Annotated in this window: 21 protein-coding genes and 1 tRNA gene; 10 read left to right on the top strand and 12 right to left on the bottom strand. The window is 70.5% G+C overall.

What is annotated here, in order from left to right; genetic code table 11:
• Positions 1 to 74: 74 nt before the first annotated feature.
• The 8 genes from Aut01nite_RS12785 to Aut01nite_RS12750 all read right to left on the bottom strand — a co-directional run bounded on the left by Aut01nite_RS12785 (position 75) and on the right by Aut01nite_RS12750 (position 9,834).
• Entirely contained in the window at positions 75 to 959 is an 885-nt protein-coding gene (locus tag Aut01nite_RS12785) for a hypothetical protein (RefSeq protein ID WP_043533023.1), read from the bottom strand.
• A gap of 114 nt (positions 960 to 1,073) precedes the next feature.
• The gene (locus Aut01nite_RS12780) at positions 1,074 to 1,700 is read right to left on the bottom strand and encodes a GTP-binding protein (protein WP_173476753.1); all 627 of its coding nucleotides are present in this window, start codon (positions 1,698 to 1,700) and stop codon (positions 1,074 to 1,076) included.
• Positions 1,678 to 2,139 carry a DUF742 domain-containing protein gene (locus Aut01nite_RS12775; RefSeq protein WP_052164583.1) on the bottom strand — a complete coding sequence of 154 codons (462 nt, stop codon included), beginning with the start codon at positions 2,137 to 2,139 and terminating at the stop codon, positions 1,678 to 1,680. Before Aut01nite_RS12775 ends, Aut01nite_RS12780 begins: the two co-directional genes overlap by 23 nt.
• Entirely contained in the window at positions 2,136 to 2,582 is a 447-nt protein-coding gene (locus tag Aut01nite_RS12770) for a roadblock/LC7 domain-containing protein (protein ID WP_043533024.1), read from the bottom strand. Before Aut01nite_RS12770 ends, Aut01nite_RS12775 begins: the two co-directional genes overlap by 4 nt.
• Positions 2,579 to 5,548, bottom strand: a complete 2,970-nt coding sequence (locus tag Aut01nite_RS44270; protein WP_043533025.1) for an ATP-binding protein — start codon at positions 5,546 to 5,548, stop codon at positions 2,579 to 2,581. The genes Aut01nite_RS12770 and Aut01nite_RS44270 overlap by 4 nt, the downstream gene beginning before the upstream one ends.
• A gap of 1 nt (position 5,549) precedes the next feature.
• Positions 5,550 to 6,611: a hypothetical protein gene (locus Aut01nite_RS12760; RefSeq protein WP_052164584.1), complete on the bottom strand. Its 1,062-nt coding sequence runs from the start codon at positions 6,609 to 6,611 to the stop codon at positions 5,550 to 5,552.
• A 473-nt stretch (positions 6,612 to 7,084) separates the two neighbouring features.
• Entirely contained in the window at positions 7,085 to 8,755 is a 1,671-nt protein-coding gene (locus tag Aut01nite_RS12755; protein WP_043533026.1) for a DUF885 domain-containing protein, read from the bottom strand.
• 20 nt (positions 8,756 to 8,775) lie between these two features.
• Positions 8,776 to 9,834: a PHP domain-containing protein gene (locus Aut01nite_RS12750; protein WP_043533027.1), complete on the bottom strand. Its 1,059-nt coding sequence runs from the start codon at positions 9,832 to 9,834 to the stop codon at positions 8,776 to 8,778.
• Between the two features lie 104 nt (positions 9,835 to 9,938).
• On the opposite strand from Aut01nite_RS12750, the gene Aut01nite_RS12745 reads away from it, so the two are divergent.
• The gene (locus Aut01nite_RS12745) at positions 9,939 to 11,786 is read left to right on the top strand and encodes a M48 family metallopeptidase (RefSeq protein ID WP_043533520.1); all 1,848 of its coding nucleotides are present in this window, start codon (positions 9,939 to 9,941) and stop codon (positions 11,784 to 11,786) included.
• A gap of 2 nt (positions 11,787 to 11,788) precedes the next feature.
• On the top strand, positions 11,789 to 12,751 hold the full coding sequence (gene mtnA / locus Aut01nite_RS12740; RefSeq protein WP_043533521.1) for an S-methyl-5-thioribose-1-phosphate isomerase: 963 nt from the start codon (positions 11,789 to 11,791) through the stop codon (positions 12,749 to 12,751).
• Here the strand turns inward: mtnA and Aut01nite_RS12735 are convergent.
• From Aut01nite_RS12735 to Aut01nite_RS12725, 3 genes are read right to left on the bottom strand one after another with little or no spacing between them, the layout of a single operon-like run.
• Positions 12,748 to 13,317, bottom strand: coding sequence for a DinB family protein (locus Aut01nite_RS12735; protein WP_043533028.1), 570 nt, complete (start codon positions 13,315 to 13,317; stop codon positions 12,748 to 12,750). The two genes, mtnA and Aut01nite_RS12735, sit on opposite strands and share 4 nt — an antisense overlap.
• A 41-nt stretch (positions 13,318 to 13,358) precedes the next feature.
• Positions 13,359 to 14,291 (bottom strand): prephenate dehydrogenase, encoded by a 933-nt coding sequence (locus tag Aut01nite_RS12730; RefSeq protein WP_043533029.1) that lies wholly within the window; start codon positions 14,289 to 14,291, stop codon positions 13,359 to 13,361.
• 10 nt (positions 14,292 to 14,301) lie between these two features.
• A complete protein-coding gene (locus tag Aut01nite_RS12725; protein ID WP_043533030.1) occupies positions 14,302 to 15,081 on the bottom strand; it encodes a M23 family metallopeptidase in 780 nt (259 codons plus the stop codon).
• Positions 15,082 to 15,168: 87 nt separating this feature from the next.
• Here Aut01nite_RS12725 and Aut01nite_RS12720 point away from each other — a divergent pair, with 87 nt between their 5' ends.
• The 3 genes from Aut01nite_RS12720 (at position 15,169) to Aut01nite_RS12710 (ending at position 16,888) form a co-directional block, all read left to right on the top strand.
• Positions 15,169 to 15,570: a hypothetical protein gene (locus tag Aut01nite_RS12720; protein WP_236643173.1), complete on the top strand. Its 402-nt coding sequence runs from the start codon at positions 15,169 to 15,171 to the stop codon at positions 15,568 to 15,570.
• Positions 15,571 to 15,938: 368 nt separating this feature from the next.
• Positions 15,939 to 16,445, top strand: coding sequence for a tRNA adenosine deaminase-associated protein (locus tag Aut01nite_RS12715; protein WP_043533031.1), 507 nt, complete (start codon positions 15,939 to 15,941; stop codon positions 16,443 to 16,445).
• The gene (locus Aut01nite_RS12710; protein ID WP_043533032.1) at positions 16,442 to 16,888 is read left to right on the top strand and encodes a nucleoside deaminase; all 447 of its coding nucleotides are present in this window, start codon (positions 16,442 to 16,444) and stop codon (positions 16,886 to 16,888) included. Before Aut01nite_RS12715 ends, Aut01nite_RS12710 begins: the two co-directional genes overlap by 4 nt.
• A gap of 188 nt (positions 16,889 to 17,076) precedes the next feature.
• Here the strand turns inward: Aut01nite_RS12710 and deoD are convergent, their stop codons facing one another.
• A complete protein-coding gene (gene deoD, locus Aut01nite_RS12705; protein ID WP_043533033.1) occupies positions 17,077 to 17,790 on the bottom strand; it encodes a purine-nucleoside phosphorylase in 714 nt (237 codons plus the stop codon).
• A 115-nt stretch (positions 17,791 to 17,905) separates the two neighbouring features.
• Here deoD and Aut01nite_RS12700 point away from each other — a divergent pair.
• The 5 genes from Aut01nite_RS12700 (at position 17,906) to Aut01nite_RS12680 (ending at position 19,937) form a co-directional block, all read left to right on the top strand.
• A tRNA-Ser gene (locus tag Aut01nite_RS12700) sits at positions 17,906 to 17,995 on the top strand.
• Between the two features lie 344 nt (positions 17,996 to 18,339).
• Positions 18,340 to 18,549, top strand: coding sequence for a hypothetical protein (locus Aut01nite_RS12695; protein ID WP_043533034.1), 210 nt, complete (start codon positions 18,340 to 18,342; stop codon positions 18,547 to 18,549).
• A gap of 205 nt (positions 18,550 to 18,754) precedes the next feature.
• A complete protein-coding gene (locus tag Aut01nite_RS12690) occupies positions 18,755 to 19,096 on the top strand; it encodes an STAS domain-containing protein (RefSeq protein WP_043533035.1) in 342 nt (113 codons plus the stop codon).
• Positions 19,097 to 19,109: 13 nt separating this feature from the next.
• Entirely contained in the window at positions 19,110 to 19,271 is a 162-nt protein-coding gene (locus tag Aut01nite_RS12685; RefSeq protein ID WP_161790760.1) for a hypothetical protein, read from the top strand.
• Positions 19,272 to 19,442: 171 nt separating this feature from the next.
• Positions 19,443 to 19,937 carry a hypothetical protein gene (locus Aut01nite_RS12680; protein ID WP_043533036.1) on the top strand — a complete coding sequence of 165 codons (495 nt, stop codon included), beginning with the start codon at positions 19,443 to 19,445 and terminating at the stop codon, positions 19,935 to 19,937.
• Positions 19,938 to 19,950: the final 13 nt, after the last annotated feature.

Genomic DNA, 19,950 nt, shown 5'->3' with positions numbered 1-19,950 from the left:
GGCGCGGAGTCGGCCGAATGCGGAGAGTGACTTCAGGGGGTGTGGATCACTGATTACTACCAGTGATTGCCGGGTTACTGGGGGTCGTCGAGCAGGGTGGGATTGTCGCGCAGCATCGCGGCCAGGCGACGGGCCGCCATCTCGGTCTCCTCCGGGCGTTCCACCTGCAGCGGGATCGGCTCGGGCAGCGGCTCCGGGAAACCGGGCTGCGGCTCGGCGTGCTGCGCCGGGAAGGGGGCGGCCGGGGCGTCGGCGTACGGATGAGGCGCGTACGGGGGCGGCGCGGCCGCGTACGGCGGCGGGGGTGTCTGGGGTGGCACCGGCGGCGGCGGAGTCGCCGCGAACGGATGCGGGGTGATGTTGCCCTGGTCGGCGTAGCCGGCCGCCTCGTAACCCAGGTGCTCGTGGCCGAACTGCCGCTCCGCGGGGAAGGATTGCGCGGGCGCCTCGTGCCGGGGCGCGACCAGTGGCTGCTCGGCAGTGCTCGGCTCGGCGTAGTCGTAATCGAAATCGGTCGGGCCGAACCGGTCCTGGTCGTCGTGACTGGCCCGGGGCCGCTCCGGCGCGGGAGCCGATGGCGCCGGCTCGGGTGGGGGCGGTGACGCCTGTGCGGGAGCCGGCGGCGGGGGCGCCTCGGCCGGCTCTTCGATGTCGATCTCGAAATCGGCGTGCCGTGGGCCCGCCTCGGTGGCCCGGGCCGCGACCGTGTTGTCGGCGGTCACCTGGACCACGCCGTCGGCCATCGTGAAATGCAGCAGCACCGGATCACCGGCGCCCTCGACGCCGACCGTGACACCCAGCTGCGGATTGCGGGAGATCACGCCCGCGATCGCCTCGACCAGCTCGGTCACCGCCGGCGGAGTGCCGCTGTTACCGCTCTCGCCGGCGGCGCGTCGCCTCAACTCGTCCCGCCGGGCGAGCTTGTCGAGCGCGTCGTCCAGTCCGCCTCGCACGGTCACCGTCCTTTTCCTACAGGTCGCCCGGTACTCAACTCTGCCCCTCCGCGGGCCGGTTTGGAAACCGTCCCGTCCGCGGGTTGCGGGAAACCGTCACCGGGCGACCGGGTCCACACCCTACGACTTCATACGGATCGCCTTGTCGAGAGCCTGGTCCAGGACCACGAGAAGGGCATCGCGCACCGATGCGCGGAAGCGTGCATCGAAGGATATGACCGGTACGTCTTCACGCACCGCGAGGGCCCACCGCACCTCGTCGACGCTGTAGGCCATCTGCCCGTTGAAGGTGTTGATGCCGACCACGAACGGCAGGCCGGCCCGCTCGAAGTAGTCGACCGCCGGATAGCAGTCGTCGATGCGGTTGGTGTCCACCACGACCAGAGCCCCGAGGGCGCCCTTGACCAGGTCGTCCCACATGAAGGCGAACCGGGTCTGACCCGGCGTGCCGAAGATGTAGAGCTTCAGGGTCTGGTCGATGGTGAGGACGCCGAAGTCCATCGCCACGGTCGTACCGGTCTTCAGGACCGCCTGGCCGGGGTTGTCGATGCCGACCGACTCCGAGGTCATCTCGGCCTCGGTGGTGAGCGGCGCGATCTCGGAGATGGCGCCGACGGTGGTCGTCTTGCCGACCCCGAAGCCGCCGGCCACGATGATCTTGACCGGGACCGGCGCCTTCTTGGGCGCCGGAGCGCCGGGTATGCGCGCGGTACCGACGACGCGGTTAGCTGATGGATCGAAGTCCACGGATCACTCGCATGATGGTGTCGGGGTCGGGTGTGTCGTTCTCCAGCACGTGGACGTCGAGCTGACCGGCGGCGCGGAGGTCGCCGACCAGGATCCGGGTGACGCCCAGGTGCAGGCGCAAGCGTGCGGAGATCTCGGCTACCGAGATCGGGCTCTCCTCACAGAGAGACACGATCGCCCTGGTTTCCGGTGAGAGCCGGGACGGTGGCGCACCAGGCACCAGCGTCACCTGAGTCTCCATACCGATGTCGGGGTCGCCTCCATCGGTCCGCCCGGACGTGATGACGAACGGGCGCAGCTTGGTGGTCGAGGCCTCGACCGGCGGTTGCTCCCCGGTAGGGGTGTAGCCACCGGTCGAGTGCTGAGGACCGGATTGCAGGAAGGGCCGGACTCCGGGGCGCGCCGGAGGTACCGGGTCGTCGGGGTCCGGATAGGTCATTGCTGAACGGCGTTCTTCAACTCGGCGATGAGACGCGGGCTCAGCGCGCCACCGGCTCGGCTCGCGAAGAGGGTCATCTCGTACGCCAGGGTGCCGAGGTTGGCCGACCGGTCCGCGATGACACCCAGCACCGAACCCGCGCTGATCGCCGTGACCAGCAGGTAACCGTCGGCCATGTCGATGATGACCCTGTTCAGGGCGCCCAGCCGGTACCAGCTGGCGGCACCGCCGGCGAGGCTGGTCAGACCGGAGACGACCGCGGCGAGACGCTCGGCGTTGGGCCGGTCCTTGATCGCCGACATCGCCATCAGCAGACCGTCCGAGGAGACGGCGATCGCTTCGATCACGCCCGCGGTGCCGGAGGTGAACGAGTCCAGCAGCCAGTTGAAGGTTTTGGCTTCAGCGCTGAGCTGACTTGGCGCGGTGGAGTAAGGGGAAGTCATCGCGGTTGTCCCTCGTGTTGTGGCTGACTTTCATTCAGTGCGAGTGCGACTCCGTACTCGAACTGATCCATGAGAGCCCGTGCGGCCTCGGGATCCAGCGTGGCTGGGGCCGGCGGGGTGATCGGTTGGTGCATCTCGTCGCGCGGGAGGGTCGCACCCGGAACGCGACGGGTCAGCGGAGCCGAACCGTTGGAGGCCGGCGGAGGCGGCGGCACCGGCGAGGTGGCCGGCGCCGGGACGGAGACCGCGGGCGACACCGGGGCCGGCGTGTTCCACGATGAGCTGCTGAGGTCCGGAGCGGGGATCGAGACGCTGGTGTCACCGGCGTCCCACTGCGCCTTGCTCACCCCGGCCTCGAAGGCGTCGAACATGGCCCGGGCGGCCAGTGCGTCGTCCTGCGTCTTTGGGGCGGCGAGCTGGTGCGGCGCGCTCTCCTCCGGCAGCTGGCTGCCGGGGACCCGGCGGCGCAGCGGGGCGGCGCCGGGACGCTGCTGCGGCGGCGCCGGGACGACCGGCGGCTCCACCACGGGCGCCGGCTCGGGCGCCGGGGCGGAGGCCGGGGCCGGCACGTTCCAGGTCGGCTGGACGGCCACCTCGGCGCTCCAGCCCGGCTGGGCCGGGGGCAGCTCCGGAAGCGCGGCCGGGACACGGCCGGCGACCGGGGTGCCCATGTCGTACTGCTGCACCGGCTCCGGGTAGCCACCGGCCGACGGGTAGGCCGGCGCCTGGAAGGCCGCGGGCGGCGTCCAGACCGGCTCGGCGTCGTAGACGGGCTGGCCCGCGTACGGGTCGGCGGGAGCGCTGTCCAGGGCCGGCGCGGAGGACGGGCCGAACGCGTTCCACGAGTGGCCGGTCTCGACGATCTGCGTGGCGCGGTTCAGCACCACCGGGTCGAACGGCTGCTGGCTGCCGGGCACCGAGCGGACCCCGGCGCTGGCGATCGCGACCTCGGTGGTGTTGCCGCGCAGCGCACCCGAGTAGGCGGGGGACGTGCCGAACGAAGCGGGCTCGGCGGACAGCTGGGGCACCGCCGGCGGCGCCTGCACCGCGGGCGCCGGGTAGGCGGCCGGCGCGATCGGGGCGAGGTTCTCCACCCGGGCGATCAGGTGCGACGAGTTGAGGTCGATCCAGGCGGTCAGACCGCCGTCCGGGGTGTCGGTCAGGGTCACCTCGATGCCGTGCCGGCGGGCGAGCCGGCCGACCACGAAGAGACCCAGAACCTCGGTGGGCGCCAGGTCGAGACGCTCACGGCGGGTCAGTCGCGCGTTCTCCTCGGCCAGACGCTCGGGCGCGAGGCCGAGACCGTGGTCGATGATCGCGAGGCGGGCGCCGCCCCGCAGCTCGTCGGCGGTGACCGTGACGTTGGTGTGCGGCGGGGAGAACGTGGTGGCGTTCTCCAGCAGCTCGGCCAGGAGCAGCGTCAGGTCGGCCAGGACGGCCGGGACCACGACGATCTCGTCCGGGATGTCCACCTCGACACGGGTGTAGTCCTCGATCTCACCGAGGGCGAGACGGACCACGTCGGAGAGGGGCAGCGGGGCCATGTGCTCGTTCGCGCCGGCGCCACCGGAGAGCACGACGAGCGCGGACGCGTTCCGGCGCAGACGGCTGGACATGTGGTCCAGACGGTAGAGCTCGCGCAGGCGGTCGCTATCGGTCTCCCGGCGCTCCAGGGAGTCGATCAGGCTCAGCTGACGGCCGACCAGGTTCTGGGTACGCCGGCCGACGTGGCCGAACATCTGGGCGACGTTGCGGCGGCCGTCCACCTGGCGCTGCACCAGCCGGGCGGCGGTGGTCTGCACCCGGTCGAACGCGCGGGCCAGGTCACCGATCTCGTCCTGGGCCTCGACGTCGACCGGGTCCAGGCGGATCGGGCGGACCTGGGCCTCGGCCTCGTCGTCGGCCACCCGCTCGAGCTCGGCCTCGGCCTCACGGGCGATCCGGTCGGCCGAGGTGGTCAGACGGCGCAGCGGCCGGGCGACCGCGCGGGCCATGAAGATCGACAGCGTGACCACCAGGATCAGCAGCAGGAAGGCGCCACCACCGATGAGCGCCGACTGCCGGATGGCGCTGTCCCGGTTCTCGAGGACCGCGTTGTCCACGTCGTGGGCCACGCGCTTCTCGACGAAGCTACCCAGGATGGTCACCGTCTGGAGCGACGGGTACAGCGTCTTGATCTTCAGGTCGCGCAGCGCCAGCGTCGGGTTCGACGCGAGAGCCGCGGTGAACTTCGGGCCGACGCGCGAGTTGAACGCCTGCTGGGTGCTGAGATAGAGCTTGTACTGCGGGTCGGTGAAGTACACCTTCGACGTCGTGATGATCGACGACAGCTGGGCGAAAGTGGAGCTGAACTGGCTCAGCAGCAGGGACGCGCCCTGCGCGGACTGTGGCTTGCCGGCCGCGACCACGGCCGCGGCGAGGTAACAGGACGCCTGGCTGATCAGGTCGTCGGAGCGCATGGCGCGGTCCAGGGCGTAGACCTGCTGGCCGACGCCGGTGGTCAGGTCGGCGCTGGTGGACAGGCCCAGACCGTCGATCAGCGGGCCGATCGAGTCGGTGAAGTCCTCGATGATGGTGACGACGTCGATCGCGCCGTTCAGCACGTTCTGCCGGGTGCTGTTGAGCCGGGCGGCGCCGGCGATGGCACGGCGCAGCTCGACCGGGTTGTCCTCGTCCTCGGCGAGGCCGGCCACCATGTCGGCGGCCTCGGCGCTCTGCACGACGAGGGTCGGGCGGTCCACCAGGCCGAGCTTGTAGCCGACCGACAGCAGTCGCTCTTCCTGCAACTCGATGACCGCCGAGCTCACCTGCGTGGCCCGCTGAACGGTGTCCGAGATGTTCCCGGCGGTGGTGGCCGCGTCGATACGCTCCCAGATGACCGGCACGGCCAGGCCGACGACGCCGAGCAGCGGCACGAGGATGAGCAGGGCGAGTTTGCCCAGAATGCGGAACTTACCGAATAGCACCTTAACGCTCCCACGCCGGCGTGCCGGTACCGAAGCCGCCGGCGGGGTAGGCCGGCGCCTGCGGCGGGTTGTCGCCCTTGACCGAGACGTCCAGGCCGCTCGCGGCGCTCTCCTCGCCGCGGACCTTGACGGCCCGGCTGGTGGTCCAGATGGTGGCGACCACGATCAGCGCGATCGCGACGGCGAGCAGCGCCCAGGCCTCGGCCCGGCGGTAGTTGAGCTCGTCGAGCCGCTCGTCGAGCAGCGTCGACGTCTCCTTGAGCAGGACCGTGGTCAGCGCGTTCAGTGCGTTGGTCAGCGTGCCCTGCGCGGTCACCAGGGTGGAGACGTCCGGGTTGCCGCCGAAGTTGGCGCCACGGTTGGCCGCCTCGATACCGCGCCGGAACTGGTCGAGGTTGTTCACCGTGTTGCTGGCCAGCGTGGAGCTCTCGGTGTCCTCGGCCGCGGCCTGCAGGTTGTCGGTCAACTCGTCGACGCTCTCCTGGACGGCCAGGACGGCGGCGCCGAACTCGACCTGGAGCTGCGCGCGCTTGTTCGCCTTGGCGGCGGCGACCATGTTCGCCAGGTCGCCCATCCGGCTCACGTTGGTGACGGCCTCGGGCATGTCGACCGCGATGGCTTCCTGGAGGAACCAGATGTCGCTCTGCGCGTCCTGGTTGAGCCGGGCGTTCTCGCGAACCTCGCCGTACAGCTCCAGCGCCAGGTCGCCGGCCTCGACGTGCGCCTCGAAGATCTGGTCGGAGTTGCCGGTGATGCCGGGCAGGCGACCGATCTTCTCCTTCAGCCCGGACCAGCGGCTGGTGGTGTCCAGAACCTCGCCGAGCCGCTCGTCCACGCCCTCAACCCGGGCGACGGCGGCGGTCAGGGCGGCCGGCTCGGCGCCCACGCCCTGCAGGGCCGAGGACTGCGATTCGGCCAGACCGCTGATGAGCGGGGCCAGTGCCGCCAGGTACTCGACGCCCTGCTGCTTGATCTCCGTCTCGTCCCGCTGAGTCGAGTTCTCATCCAGGACGCGCAGGAACAGACCTGCGGTCGGCAGCACCACGAGAACCGTCAGCACCACCGCGAGAGCGGAGCGTAAACGGGCTCGCCGGCTGTTCACCGAGACTGACATTGCTTAAGTCCTCCGCCATGCACACGCGATGGGCCAATGGGGGGCTACGGAGAGTAGCCATGCGGGCGCACCGATCCGGGTCAATCTATCCGAGAAATCCTCAGAAAACCCCTTTCCAAGGGTCAGAGTTCGCTCGGCTGATCGGGGGATACGCGACGTCGCCGACTTGGCTGTACGAGCGTTCAGCCAGGGGGCCGGGGGTGGGGGAATGCCAAGCCGGGAGCGCCGCGGGAGATCGTATCCGTACCGTCGTGCCGACGTGAATATGAGTTCTACTTCGGATTTGTTACATCTCGGCGTACCGGAATTCACACAGCGTATTGGAATGGTGGCACTGCGAAGCAATATCACGCCGGGTAATCGCGCTGACACATAAGAACGGGCCTCTCCGTCCCGTTTCGGGGCGGAGAGGCCTGAATGACTCAAATCCTGGCCAGTGCCTTTCGCAGCGGATCCAGACCGAGCGACCCGAGGTTCAGAGCGTCGCGGTGGAAGCTCTTGAGGTCGAAGTCACTTCCCTTGCGCAGCTTCGCCTCGTCGCGGGCCTGGAGCCAGATCCGTTCCCCGACCTTGTACGACGGAGCCTGCCCCGGCCACCCCAGATAGCGCTTCCACTCGAACCGCAGGACGTCCTCCTGCATCCGGGTGTGCGCCCGCAGGAACTCCCAGCCCAGCTCCGGTGTCCACCGCCCACCCGGGTGGAAGCCGAACGGATTGTCCTTCGGGATCTCCATCTCCAGATGCATGCCGATGTCGACGATCACCCGGGCCGCCCGCAGCGCCTGACCGTCGAGCATGCCCAGCCGGTCGCCCGGATCGGCCAGGTAGCCCAGGTCGTCCATCAGGCGCTCGGCGTACAACGCCCAGCCCTCGCCGTGCCCGGAGCACCAGCAGAGCAGCCGCTGCCAGCGGTTCAGCGTGTCGGCCCGGAGCAACGCCTGGCTGACCTGGAGGTGATGGCCGGGCACCCCCTCGTGGTAGACGGTGGTCACCTCCCGCCAGGTGGAGAAGGACGCCTGCCCCTCCGGCACCGCCCACCACATCCGGCCCGGCCGGGAGAAGTCCTCGCTCGGCCCGGTGTAGTAGATGGCGCCGTCGCTGGTCGGGGTGAGGCAGCACTCGAGCTTCTGAGCCGGCGGCTCGATGTCGAAGTGGGTGCCGTTCAGCTCGGTGAGGGCCCGGTCGGAGAGCGCCTGCATCCAGTCGCGGAAGGCCTCCTTGCTGCCGATGTTGCGGGCCGGATCGGCGTCCAGCGCGGCCACCGCCTGATCCACCGAGGCCCCGGCACCGGCGATCCGTGCGGCCACCGCGCGCATCTCCCGCTCCAGCCGGTCCAGCTCGGCGAAACCCCAGAGGTACGTCTCCCGCAGATCCACCTTGGCGCCGAGGAAGTACTGCGAGGCGAGCGTGTACCGCTCCAGCCCGGCAGCCTCCTTGTCCCGCCCGCGCGGGGCCAGCTCCGCACGCAGGAAGGCCCCGAAGTCCAAGGTGGCGGCGGTCGCCGCGGCCGCCCCGCGCTCGAGCTCCGCGGCCAGCGCCCCGGACGCCTGGACCCGGCGGGCGAGCCCGTGGAAGAAGTCGTCACGGGCCGGGTCGGTCCACGCGTCGCACTGCTCGGCCACCGCCAGCAGCTGTGCCCGAGCGCTGATCAGGCCGGAGTCCGCGCCCTCCAGCAGGGTCCGCCGGTACTGCTCGAGAGCCCGCGGGAAGGCGGTGAGCCGGGCCGCGATGTTGGCGACCGCCTCCTCGCCCTCGGTGGGCATGATGTCGAAGGCCATCCGCAGCCCGTGCAACCCGCTGGTGATCACGTTGACGTCGGTGGCGGCGTAACCGGCGTCGTACAGCGCCAGCTGCAGGCCGAGGCGCTCCATCATGGCGTCCTTGGCGACCTGCTCGGACTCGTGCTCCGGCTCGGTCACGTCGAGATCGCCGATGGTCTTGCGGAGCAGCCCGGCCTGGGCGGCGAAGCCGTCCGGCGAGAGATCGTCGGTCTTGTCGTCGTAGCCGGTGATGCCGGCGGCGGTGGCCCCCGTCGGGTTGAGCTCGGCCCAGTCGTCGACGTATCGGTTCGCGAGTTCGTCAATTCGTCCCACCTCGCCGACCCTACGGGACCTCAGGCGTGTGACGCAGTCCACTTGAGCAGGCGTTCGGCCGTCCACGTGTTCACGACCCGGTCGACCGGGACACCGCACAGCGCCGCCCGCTCGCAGCCGAAGCCCAGCCAGTCGAGCTGGCCCGGGGCGTGCGCATCGGTGTCGACGGTGAACACGCATCCGGCCTCGACCGCGACGGTGAGCATCCGTTTCGGCGGGTCCAGCCGGTCCGGCCGCGAGTTGATCTCGATGGCCTTGCCGTGCTCCAGACAGGCGGCCAGCACCTTCTCCAGGTCGAAGTCGCTGGGCGGCCGGGTCCGTGCCCGGGAGTGCGCGGCGTCGCCCGGCCCCGTCGCCGACACCTTGCGGCCGGTCATGTGGCCCAGCACGTCGAGGTGCGGGTTCGCGATCGCGGTCACCATCCGGCGGGTCATCTTCGCCGCGTCGTCGCGCAACTTGCTGTGCACCGAACCGACCACCACGTCCAGACGGGCCAGCAGCTCGTCCTCCTGATCCAGGCGGCCGTCCTCGAGGATGTCCACCTCTATACCGGTCAGGATGCGGAAGCCGTCGGGCAGCGCCTCGTTCAGCCGGGCCACGTGATCGAGCTGCTTGCGCAGCCGGTCGGCGGTCAGGCCACGGGCCACGGTGAGCCGCGGCGAATGGTCGGTGAGCACGAAGTACTCGTGGCCGAGATCGGCGGCGGCCAGCGCCATCTCCTCGATCGGCGAGCCGCCGTCGGACCAGTCGGAATGCACGTGACAGTCGCCGCGGAGCGCGGCCCGCAGCGCCGCGGCCTCGGCCGGCAGATCGGCGCCCTCGGTGCCGACCAGCCGTCGCAGGTAGACCGGCTCCTCCCCGGCCAGCGACTCGGTCACGCAGCGGGCGGTGACCTCGCCGACCCCGGACAGCTTCGCCAGCGTGCCCGCCCCGGCCCGGGCGACCAGCTCGTCGTGCGGCGTCTTCGCCACGGTCGCGGCCGCCGACCGGAACGCGCGGACCCGGTAGGTCGCCTCGTTCGCCCGTTCCAACAGGAACGCGATGCGCCGTAGGTCGGCGACCGGGTCACGGGATGCCATAACCGCAGCCTATGCCAGGTGACGGATCTTGCCGGAGGGATATCGAAGCCGGTATCTTCCGACGGCCGTCCGGGCGGGCGGTGACGAACGGGGAGGAAGAGACCGTGTCCACAGCGCTACGCGCCGCACTGTCGGTGGCGATGCTGGTCGGCTTCTACGTGCTGGGCCTGGCCCAGCTCGCGCTGGTCGGCTGGTTGCTCTACGAGATCTGGACGCACTCGCAGAGCGCGGGAGCGGCCAAGCTGAGCTGGCTCCTGCTGGCCGCGGTCGGCGCCGTCGTCGCCGGTCTGTGGCAGGCGCTCAAGTCCAAGCCGAGCGAACCGCACGGCCTGCTGATCACGCCCGAGCAGGCGCCCGTCCTGTGGGCGACGGTCCGGGAGATGTCCGTCGAGGCCGGCACCCGCGCCCCCGACGAGATCCGCCTGGTGCCCGAGGTCAATGCCGCGGTCAGCGAGGACACCCGGCTGCTCGGCCTGCTCGCCGGCCGGCGCCGGCTCTACCTCGGCCTGCCGCTGCTGCAGACCTTCACCGTCGACCAGATGCGCTCGGTGCTGGCCCACGAGCTCGGCCACTACTCCGGATCGCACACCAGGCTCGCCGCGGTCGCCTACCGGGGCCGGCTGGCGATGTTCGAGACCCTCAGCCGGGTCGGCAAGTGGAACGTGTTCGGCTGGGTGTTCAAGGGCTACGGCCGGCTCTACCTGCTCGCCAGCAACGCGGTCGGCCGCCGGCAGGAACTGGAGGCCGACGAGGTGTCGGTGCGGGTCGCCGGGCTCGACGCGGCAGTCGGCTCGATGCGCGAGATCCCGGTCGTCGACGCGGCCTGGGACTTCTACTTCGGCCGGTACATCGCCTACGGCCTGGAGCTCGGCTATGCGCCGGACGACGTCTTCGGCGGGTTCGGCCAGCTCTACGCGTCCCGCAGCGAGGAACTCGCCCACCTGCGCGACCAGGAGCCGGACACCGAGACCTCGCGCTGGGACACCCACCCGGCCATCGGCGAGCGGATCGCGGCCATGCGGGCGCTGCCGCCGGCGCGGCACGCCCCGGACCGGCGCCCCGCCAGCGTGCTGCTGCCGAACATCGCCGGCGCCGGCATCGCCCTGCAGCGCGAGGTCTTCGACTTCGGCGACCGGACCGTGCTGCCCTGGGACCAGTTCACCGCCGCGTCCGTCACCGCCACCCAGCAGCGCCGCGCCGACCGCATCTTCCGCTCCACGGCCCGCCTGCTCGGCGTACCGGAAGCCGGTCTGGCCGAGATCTTCCAGCTCGTCGCGGCCGGCCGGCTCGGCGACCTGGCGGCCGAGTTCTTCCCGGACGCCACCCGCGAGGAGGCCGCGATCGCCTTCGCCGAGCCGATGGACACCCTGATCACCCTCGCCGCGGTCCGCTCCGGCGTGGTCGGCTGGCAGCACTCCTGGACCGCGCCGGCCCGCCTGATCGGCCGGGACGGGCGCCCGGCCGATCTCGAGGAGATCGCCAGGCTGGCCGTCGCCCCGGAGACCGTGGACACCGCCCGGCAGCACCTCGCCGCGATCGGCGTCCACGTCGAGGCGGCCCGCGCGGTCGAGACCAGAGCCACCGCGAGCGGCTCGGACGTGATCGGCGCGCTGGCCAACCTGCGCGTCGACGACCAGGAGTCGGACCTGATCCTGCTGGACCGCGGATTCGTCGTGCTGCCCGCGCCGAAAGGCACCGACGAAGGCGAGAAGCGGCTCAAGGAGCTGCTGTCCAACAACGATCCGGCGGTGCTGGCCCAGCACTACCGGTTCCTCCCGTACGAGGAGGTCACCGGCGCCCGGATCACCAAGAACGTGCCGATCCAGGCCGAGATCGACCTGCACGGTGGCGTGACCGTGCACCTCAAGGGCCGCTGGACCGGAGAGGCCCTCGGCAAGAGCCAGGACACCCTCGAGGCGGTGCTGAAGAGCCTCGGCGAGCGGGCGGAGTGATCGTGCGGACCATCGACTGGGTGGACGGCGCCGTCGAGATCATCGACCAGACGGCCCTGCCGGGTGAGGAACGGGTGCTCCGGCTGCACACCGTGGGCGAGCTGATCGCGGCGATCCAGTCCCTCGCGGTGCGCGGCGCTCCGGCGCTGGGTGTCGCCGGCGCATTCGGCGTGGCCCTGGCGGCCCGGATCCACCTCGACGACCCGGTGGCGCTCGAGGTGGCCGTACACAAGATCGAGAACGCTCGCCCGACCGCGGTGAACCTGGCCCGGGGCGCCCGCCGTGCCGCCGCATCGATCCCGCACGGGCCGGAGGCCGTTCTGGCCGAGGCCTGTGCGGTCCGCGACGAGGAGATCGCCGCGTCGGCGGCGATGGCGCGGCTCGGCGCCGACCTGGTCGCCGAGCTGTGCGGCGACCGGCCCCGGCTGCTCACCCACTGCAACACCGGCGGGCTCGCCGCGGTGACCGTCGGCACCGCCCTCGGCGTGGTCGGCGAGCTGCACCAGCGCGGCCGGCTGGCCGGGGTGATCGCCAGCGAGACCCGTCCGCTGCTGCAGGGCGCCCGGCTCACCTCGTGGGAACTGGCCCGGTGGGGCATCGAGCACCGGGTCGCGGTGGACTCGGCCGGGCCGTTCCTGATGGCCCGGGGCGAGGTGGACGCGGTGATCCTCGGCGCGGACCGGATCTGCTCCAACGGCGACGTCATCAACAAGATCGGGACGTACGCCCACGCGCTCGGCGCCCACCGGGCCGGGATCCCGTTCATCGTGGTCGCGCCGGAGTCCACGGTCGACGTGGACACCCGGTCCGGCGCGGAGGTGGAGATCGAGGACCGCGGTTCGGCCGAGGTCACCGCCTGGGCGGAGGCGGTGAACCCGGCCTTCGACATCACCCCGTTCGACCTGGTCACCGCGATCGTCACGGATCGGCGGGTGATCCGGGTGGACCGCGGCGAGAAGCCTTAAGCCTTCTTCCAGGGCTTCATCCAGGGGGTCTCCGGCCAACCTTCGGCGGCGGCCATCAGCGGGTACGCGGTGGCCCCGTCGACGGTCTCCCGGATGACGTCGGCGTGCCCGGTGTGCCGGGCGGTCTCCTGGATCAGGTGCAGCAGCACCCAGCGCAGCGACCAGGAGTCGTACTCCTTCGGGTTCCACGGCACGGAGTGGTCGATCGGCACCGGGTGATCGAGGTCCGCGATGTCACGGACCGTCTTCTCGGTCGCCTCGGCCACCCGGTCGTAGAAGGCGAACAGCTCCTCGACCGTCTCGCCGTCGGCCATCGCGAAGTCGCGCTCGTAACGCTCGTAGTCCAGCGGCTGCTGCTCGCCGCGTACCGTCGTCATCCAGCCCTCCTCGGTGGAGGCGCAGTGTTTGATCAGGCCGCCGACGCTGAGTGCGCTGGCGCTCGGGGTGGCCCGCAACTGCTCCGGGGTGAGGCCGTACGCGGTCAGCTTGATCACGTGACGCATCTGGGCGAGGTAGGCGAGCAGACCGTCCTGCTCGTCGGTGACGGGGCGGACCTGACCGGGCATCGGAGGCTCCCTGCGGCTGGGCGTCGTTGACACCCGTAACGCTATAAGCCTTTGCGGTCAGTTTCCGGCCGCAATCCGACGAGCCAGGTGTCATGCACCGACGTCACCCACCCGCCCGATCGCCCCAGCGCCAGCAGCGCCGGCACGTCCGCCGCGACGGCCGCGGGCTCGCCCGGCCGCGCCGGCCAGCCCCGGCGTGCCTCCGAGGCCGGCCGCAGCAGCGAGATCAACCCGGGCCGGTCCAGCGCCTCCGACAGCGTCTGCAGCTCGGCGATGAGCCGACTCAGCTCCTGCCGCACCGCGCCACGGTTGCCGCCGCACATCGCCGCGATCAACTCGGGCCGGGTCGCCGCGACCCGGGTGCCGTCCCGGAACGATCCGGCCGCCAGCGTTCCGGCCAGCGGATCGGTCGTCAGCTGCCCGGCCAGGACGGCGGCGAACAGGTGCGGGACATGGCTGATCCGGGCCACCGCGGTGTCATGCTCGTCCGCGGTCACCGGGACCACCCGCGCGCCCATCCCGGTGAACAGCGCGGCCAGCAGCAGCCAGTCGGCCAGGTCGGTCTCGTCCGGCTCCAGGCACAGCACCCACGCGCACCCGTCGAACAGATCCGCCTCGGACGCGGTGAACCCGGACGTCTCCTTACCGGCCATCGGATGCCCGCCGACGAACCGGAAACCCGTCAACAGATCCCTGACCGGACCCTTCACCGAGGTCACATCGGTCACCAGGCCGCCATATCCGTCCAGGTCGGCGAGCACGTGCGGCAAGACCGTGAGGGGTACGGCCAGAGCCGTCACGTGACTGCCCTCGACCGCCTCCCGCACCGACTCGGCGACGGTGAAACCGGCCGCACCGGCCAGCTCCCGCGTCGGCGGATCAGCGTCGAAGCCCACCACGTCGTGCCCGGCGTCTGCCAGGGCCCGCAGCAGCGACCCGCCGATCAGTCCCAGCCCGATGACCGCGATATGCACCCCGCCGACTCTAGGCGGTGCAGTCGTTCTCCTTCTTCCAGGTGGCGACGGTCGCGGCCGGGCTCTTCTGACCGCCCTTACGCCACGACGCGAGATAGGTGTACGGCCAGACGACGCCGCGCCGCACCTTCCAGTCACCGGTCTTCGCGCACGGCGGGGAGATGCCGTAGTGCACGTGGCAGACGTTGTTGGCGTTGCCGGTCTTGCCGGTCAGGCCGAGCCGCTGGCCCGCCTTGACCCGGACCCCGGCCCTGATGCCGGTCAGCACCTTGCTCAGGTGGGAGCCGTAATAGCGCACCCCGTCGTCGCCGAGGATCGACACCGAGAGGCCGCCGTTGGCCGGCCCGTCCGGGTTGCCCTCCACGTACACGTCCTTGAGGCTGACCTCTAGCACGACGCCGCTGGTGGTGGCCACGAACGGTTCGCCGCAGTCGACGAACAGGTCGGTCGCCGGGTACTTGGAGTGGGTGTCGTGCCAGTCCACGTTCGAGGCGGTGACCGGGAAGACGTACTTCACGTTCGCCGGTTTCGTGGTCGCGCTCGCGCTCGGCGACGGGCTCGCGCTCCTGCTGGCCTTCGGCGTCACCGACGGCGAGACGGGCGCGGACGTGCCCGGCGCCTTCGGCGGGATCGAGGCCGTCGTGGGCGGGGCCGCGGCCGAGGACTGCGCCGCCGGGTCGACGAACTGTGGCGTCGAGGCCGGCGAAGCCGACCCACCGGTGGTGGACCCGCAGCCGGTCAGGCCGACCGCCACGATCGTCAATCCCGAGAGGGTACGGAGTAAGCGCACCGCGACATCCTGGCAGAAGACCGGAGATCGTGCAGGACCGTGCCGGGTGGCTACGCTGCAGGGGTCGGTGTGAGGAGGGGACGGGAAATGGCAGAACGGCAAGTGTCCTGGGCCGCGACCGAGCCTCCGCCCTCGGGCTATCTCCCGCCTCGTGAGCTGCCCCACTCCACGCCGGTCTTCGCCGCGCTGCCGCCCCGGCCGTTCTATCGGGAGCCGCATCCGATCACGACCGGCGCGGTGATCAGCGGGCTGGCGGCGACGGCGCTCTGGTTCGCGCTGTTCGGCAGTCTCGGCGACGCTCTGGGGTCGTACGCGTGGTGGACGATCGGAGCCGCCGCCGTCGCCTGGGCCGTCGCGCTCCTCCTCGCCGTCCTCGGCGACCGCGGCGTGGCCGTCGGTGTGGCGGTGGCGAGCGGTTTCGGCCTGTCGATCGCCCTGTTCTTCGTGACCCTGCGGTGGTACCACTCGCTCGACTGGCCCCTCTGGTAACCCGCTCCGGCGACCACGCGATGTGCCCCTTCGGTAGCCCTGAGCAGTGGGTCTGCCGATATGCTCATCGACCCTTGACGAACGCGCGCGCCTGTCGCACTCTCGGCTGCATGGCCCCCTCGCCACAGTGGCTCGACCCCGATCGCAGCCGCCGTCGTCTTCAGTTGCTCGCGGCTCTCGCGCAGGCGAAATCCACACGAGAGTCGATGCGGTCGCCGCGGTTGCGCGGACTCCGGATCCGTGAGCTGATCGCCATGCGCCGACGCCCGGCCAACTGACTTCGGGTCGGTCAAGGCGTGGCGCGATGCGCCCGCCGTCCCACCCGCTACCGTCAGGCGCTGAGAGATTAGAGTCGCGTTGGGGGAATCGTGTCGATTTTCGCTGCCGCTGTCGCCCGGAGCAAGAACGGTTGGACGGCGTCGGAGCTGGACCTCTCGGCCCTGGCCGACATCGACGAGGTGGTGGACGCGCTCCGGGATGCCGAGCCGGACGCCGACCTCGCGCTGCTGTTCGTCGAGAGCGACGACGAGTACCTCGCCATCCTGCGCCTCGACGAGGGTGAGGACGTGCGGGTCTTCGGTTCCGACTCGGCCTTCGCTCAAGAGTCCCGGATCGGCTCGGTGCTGCTCGGCGAGGTGGAGACACCGGCCCTCGGGCTGGACGACCTGGCCGCCGCCGAGGACGAGGACGACAAGCCGGCCGACCCGGACGCCGATCCGATCGGCGACGCCGAACTGCTCGGCGACCTGGGTGTGAACGCCCAGCGGCTGCTGGCCCTCTGCGGCATGGAGGGGATGCTGCCGTCCGACGTCACCGCGGAGATCTGTCAGAGGATCGGCTGCGGCGACGAGATGGAGGAGCTGCGCGAGGCGTGATACGCCGCCGGCAGCACGAGGAGTGGATGCGACGGGCGCTCGCCGTCGCGTCCACCTCGCCCGAGGACGTTCCGGTCGGCGCCGTGATCCTCGGTCCGGACGGCGCCGAACTGGCGGCCGCCGGCAACGAGCGGGAACTGACCGGGGATCCCACCGGGCATGCCGAGGTGCTGGCGATCCGCCGGGCCGCCGCCCGCCGGGGCGAGTGGCGGCTGGAGGGCTGCACCCTGGTGGTCACCCTGGAACCGTGCACGATGTGTGCCGGAGCGCTGGTCCTGGCCCGGATCTCGACAGTGGTCTTCGGCGCCTGGGAGCCCAAGACCGGCGCCGTCGGCTCGCTCTGGGACGTGGTCCGCGACTCTCGCCTCAACCACCGCCCCGAGGTTTACGCCGGCGTCCTGGAACCCGAGTGCGCCGCCCTGATGCGGGACTTCTTCCGGTAGCGCTCGGGTTTTCTGGCTGGTTGTCAGTGCTGTCTCAGCGCAGCTGAGACAGCACTGACAACCAGCCCGGCCACCGCCTCAGCCCGGCGGCCGCGTTACGGCATCGAGCCGGGCCGGCCTCGCGTGGGGGCCACGGGAGTCGGGATTGCTGAGGGCGGCCTGGCCCGTACCGAATAAGGGTCTTGATCTCAGGCTTGTGCGATGGCCGTTTCGAGGCCGATCCGAACCATGTTGGAGAAGCCCTTCTCGCGCTGGGCGGAGTCCATCGCCTCGCCGCGCTTGATGTGGTCGCTGACCGTGAGAATGGTCAGAGCCTTGGCGCCGTAGCGGGCCGCGATCGTGTAGATCGCGGCGGACTCCATCTCGACGGCCAGCACGCCGTAATCGGCGAGAGAGTCGTAGAGGTCGGGGCGGTCGGTGTAGAAGGCGTCGGCGGCCAGGATCGGCCCCACCCGGATCGGGGTGCCCTGGGCCTCGGCCACCTCGACCGCCTTGCGCAGCAGGCTGAAGTCGGCCACCGGCGCGTAGTCGACCAGGCCGTCGAAGCGGGTGCGGTTCATGTTGGAGTCGGTCGCGGAGCCGATCGCGGCGATCACGTCACCCAGGTTCAGGTCCATGGCCAGGGCGCCGCAGGAGCCGATCCGGATGAGCGACTTCACGCCGTACTCGTTGATCAGCTCGTGGGTGTAGATCGAGGCCGACGGCATGCCCATGCCGGAACCCTGCACCGAGACCTGGACGCCCTGATAGGTGCCGGTGAAGCCGAGCATCCCGCGGACCTGGGTGTAACAGACCGCGTCCTCCAGGAACGTCTCCGCGATCCACTTGGCCCGCATCGGGTCACCGGGCAGCAGCACCCGCTCGGCGATGTCACCCGGTTTGCCGCCGATGTGCACGCTCATGTTATTCCTCCACGTTCCGTGACTAGAACGTCGATCTTGCCAGGTCAGCGGCCACGCATCGGGTTATGGGTGACCCGGCGACAAACCCGTTGAGGCGTCCGGTAACGTACTTCCCGGTGGTGTGTCCGAGTGGCCTAAGGAGCACGCCTCGAAAGCGTGTGAGGGTTTACGCCCTCCGCGGGTTCAAATCCCGCCGCCACCGCCACCAGAGAGCCCGGTTCATGTGACCGGGCTCTCTGCTTTTATCTCTCCGGCCCTGCTACGCTCCGTCGCCAGCGGCCAGGTCCGCCGACCAGGCCGGCCATGACTCGTCCGTTCGGTTGTTCTCCATGATCAGCGTACTTTCGGGTAACGGTGGTGTTTCGTCGCACCTCAGAGCATGTGGCTACGTTCTGTAGTCGGATGCGGACCGCCCTAATACATAGGGTGTCGCGCAAGTCACGGGGGCCAAATACACCGGATCAGACAATGCGGTTCCGACCGGGCGGCGAGAAACTTTCGCGGAATTACCCCGTGCAGGTCTGTCGATGTCTGTCCTAGATTTGTCATGTGAGAGTTGAGCATCACTGGTGGAATGGCGACGTCCGGCTCGGGCGCCGCGACGTCTACGTCCGCACCGACGGCGAGCTCTGGGAGGTCGAGGCCCAGATGGGCGGCCCCGAGGGCAAGTCGAAGGTGCAGCAGTGTCCCGGCAAGGCGTCAGCGATGATCCTGGCCGACGCGTGGCGTGGTCCACGCTGGCGGTGGCGCGAGCTCTAAGGCGCCAGGAGCCCCCTCCAGGCTGCGCCGCGAAATGCTTGACCCTGTTCATACGGCCAGCCTCGAACGGACCGGTCCCCTTCGATGAGGGGCCCGGTCCGTTCCTGTTTCCCGGCGCGTTTCCCGACGCACGCGCTGTCCGATGTGTCGAGATGGTCGGAATCTAGGCTGAATCCCCATCGCACGGGTAGGAAGCCTGATCATCATGCACGCAACAATCACCGATCACCGGGCCGAGGTCGCGGTGCTCCACCTGCGGGGAGAGTTGGACGCGGACACCGCCGGCCAGTTGCATACGGTGCTCGCGGACCTGCTGGAACGCCCGGTGCCGCGGATCGTGGTGGACCTGACCGGACTCAAGTTCTGTGACTCGGTAGGGCTGAGCGCGTTCGTCACCAGCAAGCAGGTGATCGCGTCGCGGGGCGGCTGGCTGAGCTTCGCCGGCGCCAACCCCTTCCTCGCCCAACTGCTCGAAACCGTCGGCCTCGGCCGGTACTTCGCGATCTTCCCGGAAGTGGACGACGCGATAGCGGCCGCCCAGATCTGACGGTACGGAGCCGTTGCGTCGCCACCTCCGGCCTAGTGTTTCCCGAATCCACCGATACACCTTCCGGACCACGGTCCCGGACGAGCGGATCCTGACCCGGTTCCACCACGAAGGCGACCACGCGCAGGCCAAGGTGGTGGACGCGTCCTGCTTCCTCGGCTCGTACCCCGGCTAATGCGTGATCGGCGAGCCCGGCGTGCACACCGTCGACGTCTAGCGCCGCCGGCCCCCTGCTCGACGGAACACTGCCGCGCGGAGCGGCCGGGTCGGTCACCCTCACCGCCGTGCGAACAGCGGACCCGCCACCCGCACCCCGCGCGGCTCCGGACTCACCGGTTCCGAGACGGTGACCCTCACCCGCACCGGCGCACCGTCGATCAACGCGACGGTACGCGGCGGCACCGTCCTGACCGCCACCGCTGGCCTCACCACCGGCACCCCCGGCGCGTGGACCATCGTGGTCCGGCCGGCCGGCGGAAGAGTCGCCACCCTCGGCGGCGCGTTCACCGTCACGGCAGCCCCGCTGAAAGTCACCCGGGGACCAGCCGTCAGCGGAGCGGTACGGGTCGGCGGCACGGTCCGGGCGGGCACCGGAACCTGGAACCCCACCCCGACGGCGTACGCCTACCAGTGGACGGCCAACGGGGCGGTGATCAAGGGGGCGACCGGTTCGGCGTACGTCATCCCCGCCTCCCTTCGCGGGGCCCGCCCTGCGGTGATCGTGACCGCCTGGCGCCCCAACCGGGCCGTATCGACCGCGGTCACAGTGGGGTACGGCGTGACGCCCGTCAACCGCGGATCACCGGCCACGCCAACGGCTGGGCGGTGTCCAGCACCGTGAGGTCGCCAGGTAG

Source organism: Actinoplanes utahensis, assembly GCF_016862455.1.
Taxonomy (GTDB): domain Bacteria; phylum Actinomycetota; class Actinomycetes; order Mycobacteriales; family Micromonosporaceae; genus Actinoplanes; species Actinoplanes utahensis.
This window is presented reverse-complemented; position numbering and strand designations above follow the sequence as displayed.

Coding starts and splice junctions, on each gene's coding strand:
- Aut01nite_RS12690 (WP_043533035.1), top strand. CDS start 18,755: ATGCACGCAACAATCACCGATCACCGGGCCGAGGTCGCGGTGCTCCAC.
- Aut01nite_RS12770 (WP_043533024.1), bottom strand. CDS start 2,582: ATGACTTCCCCTTACTCCACCGCGCCAAGTCAGCTCAGCGCTGAAGCC.
- Aut01nite_RS12735 (WP_043533028.1), bottom strand. CDS start 13,317: ATGCCCGGTCAGGTCCGCCCCGTCACCGACGAGCAGGACGGTCTGCTC.
- Aut01nite_RS12750 (WP_043533027.1), bottom strand. CDS start 9,834: ATGGCATCCCGTGACCCGGTCGCCGACCTACGGCGCATCGCGTTCCTG.
- deoD (WP_043533033.1), bottom strand. CDS start 17,790: ATGAGCGTGCACATCGGCGGCAAACCGGGTGACATCGCCGAGCGGGTG.
- Aut01nite_RS12775 (WP_052164583.1), bottom strand. CDS start 2,139: ATGACCTATCCGGACCCCGACGACCCGGTACCTCCGGCGCGCCCCGGA.
- Aut01nite_RS12720 (WP_236643173.1), top strand. CDS start 15,169: ATGGCAGAACGGCAAGTGTCCTGGGCCGCGACCGAGCCTCCGCCCTCG.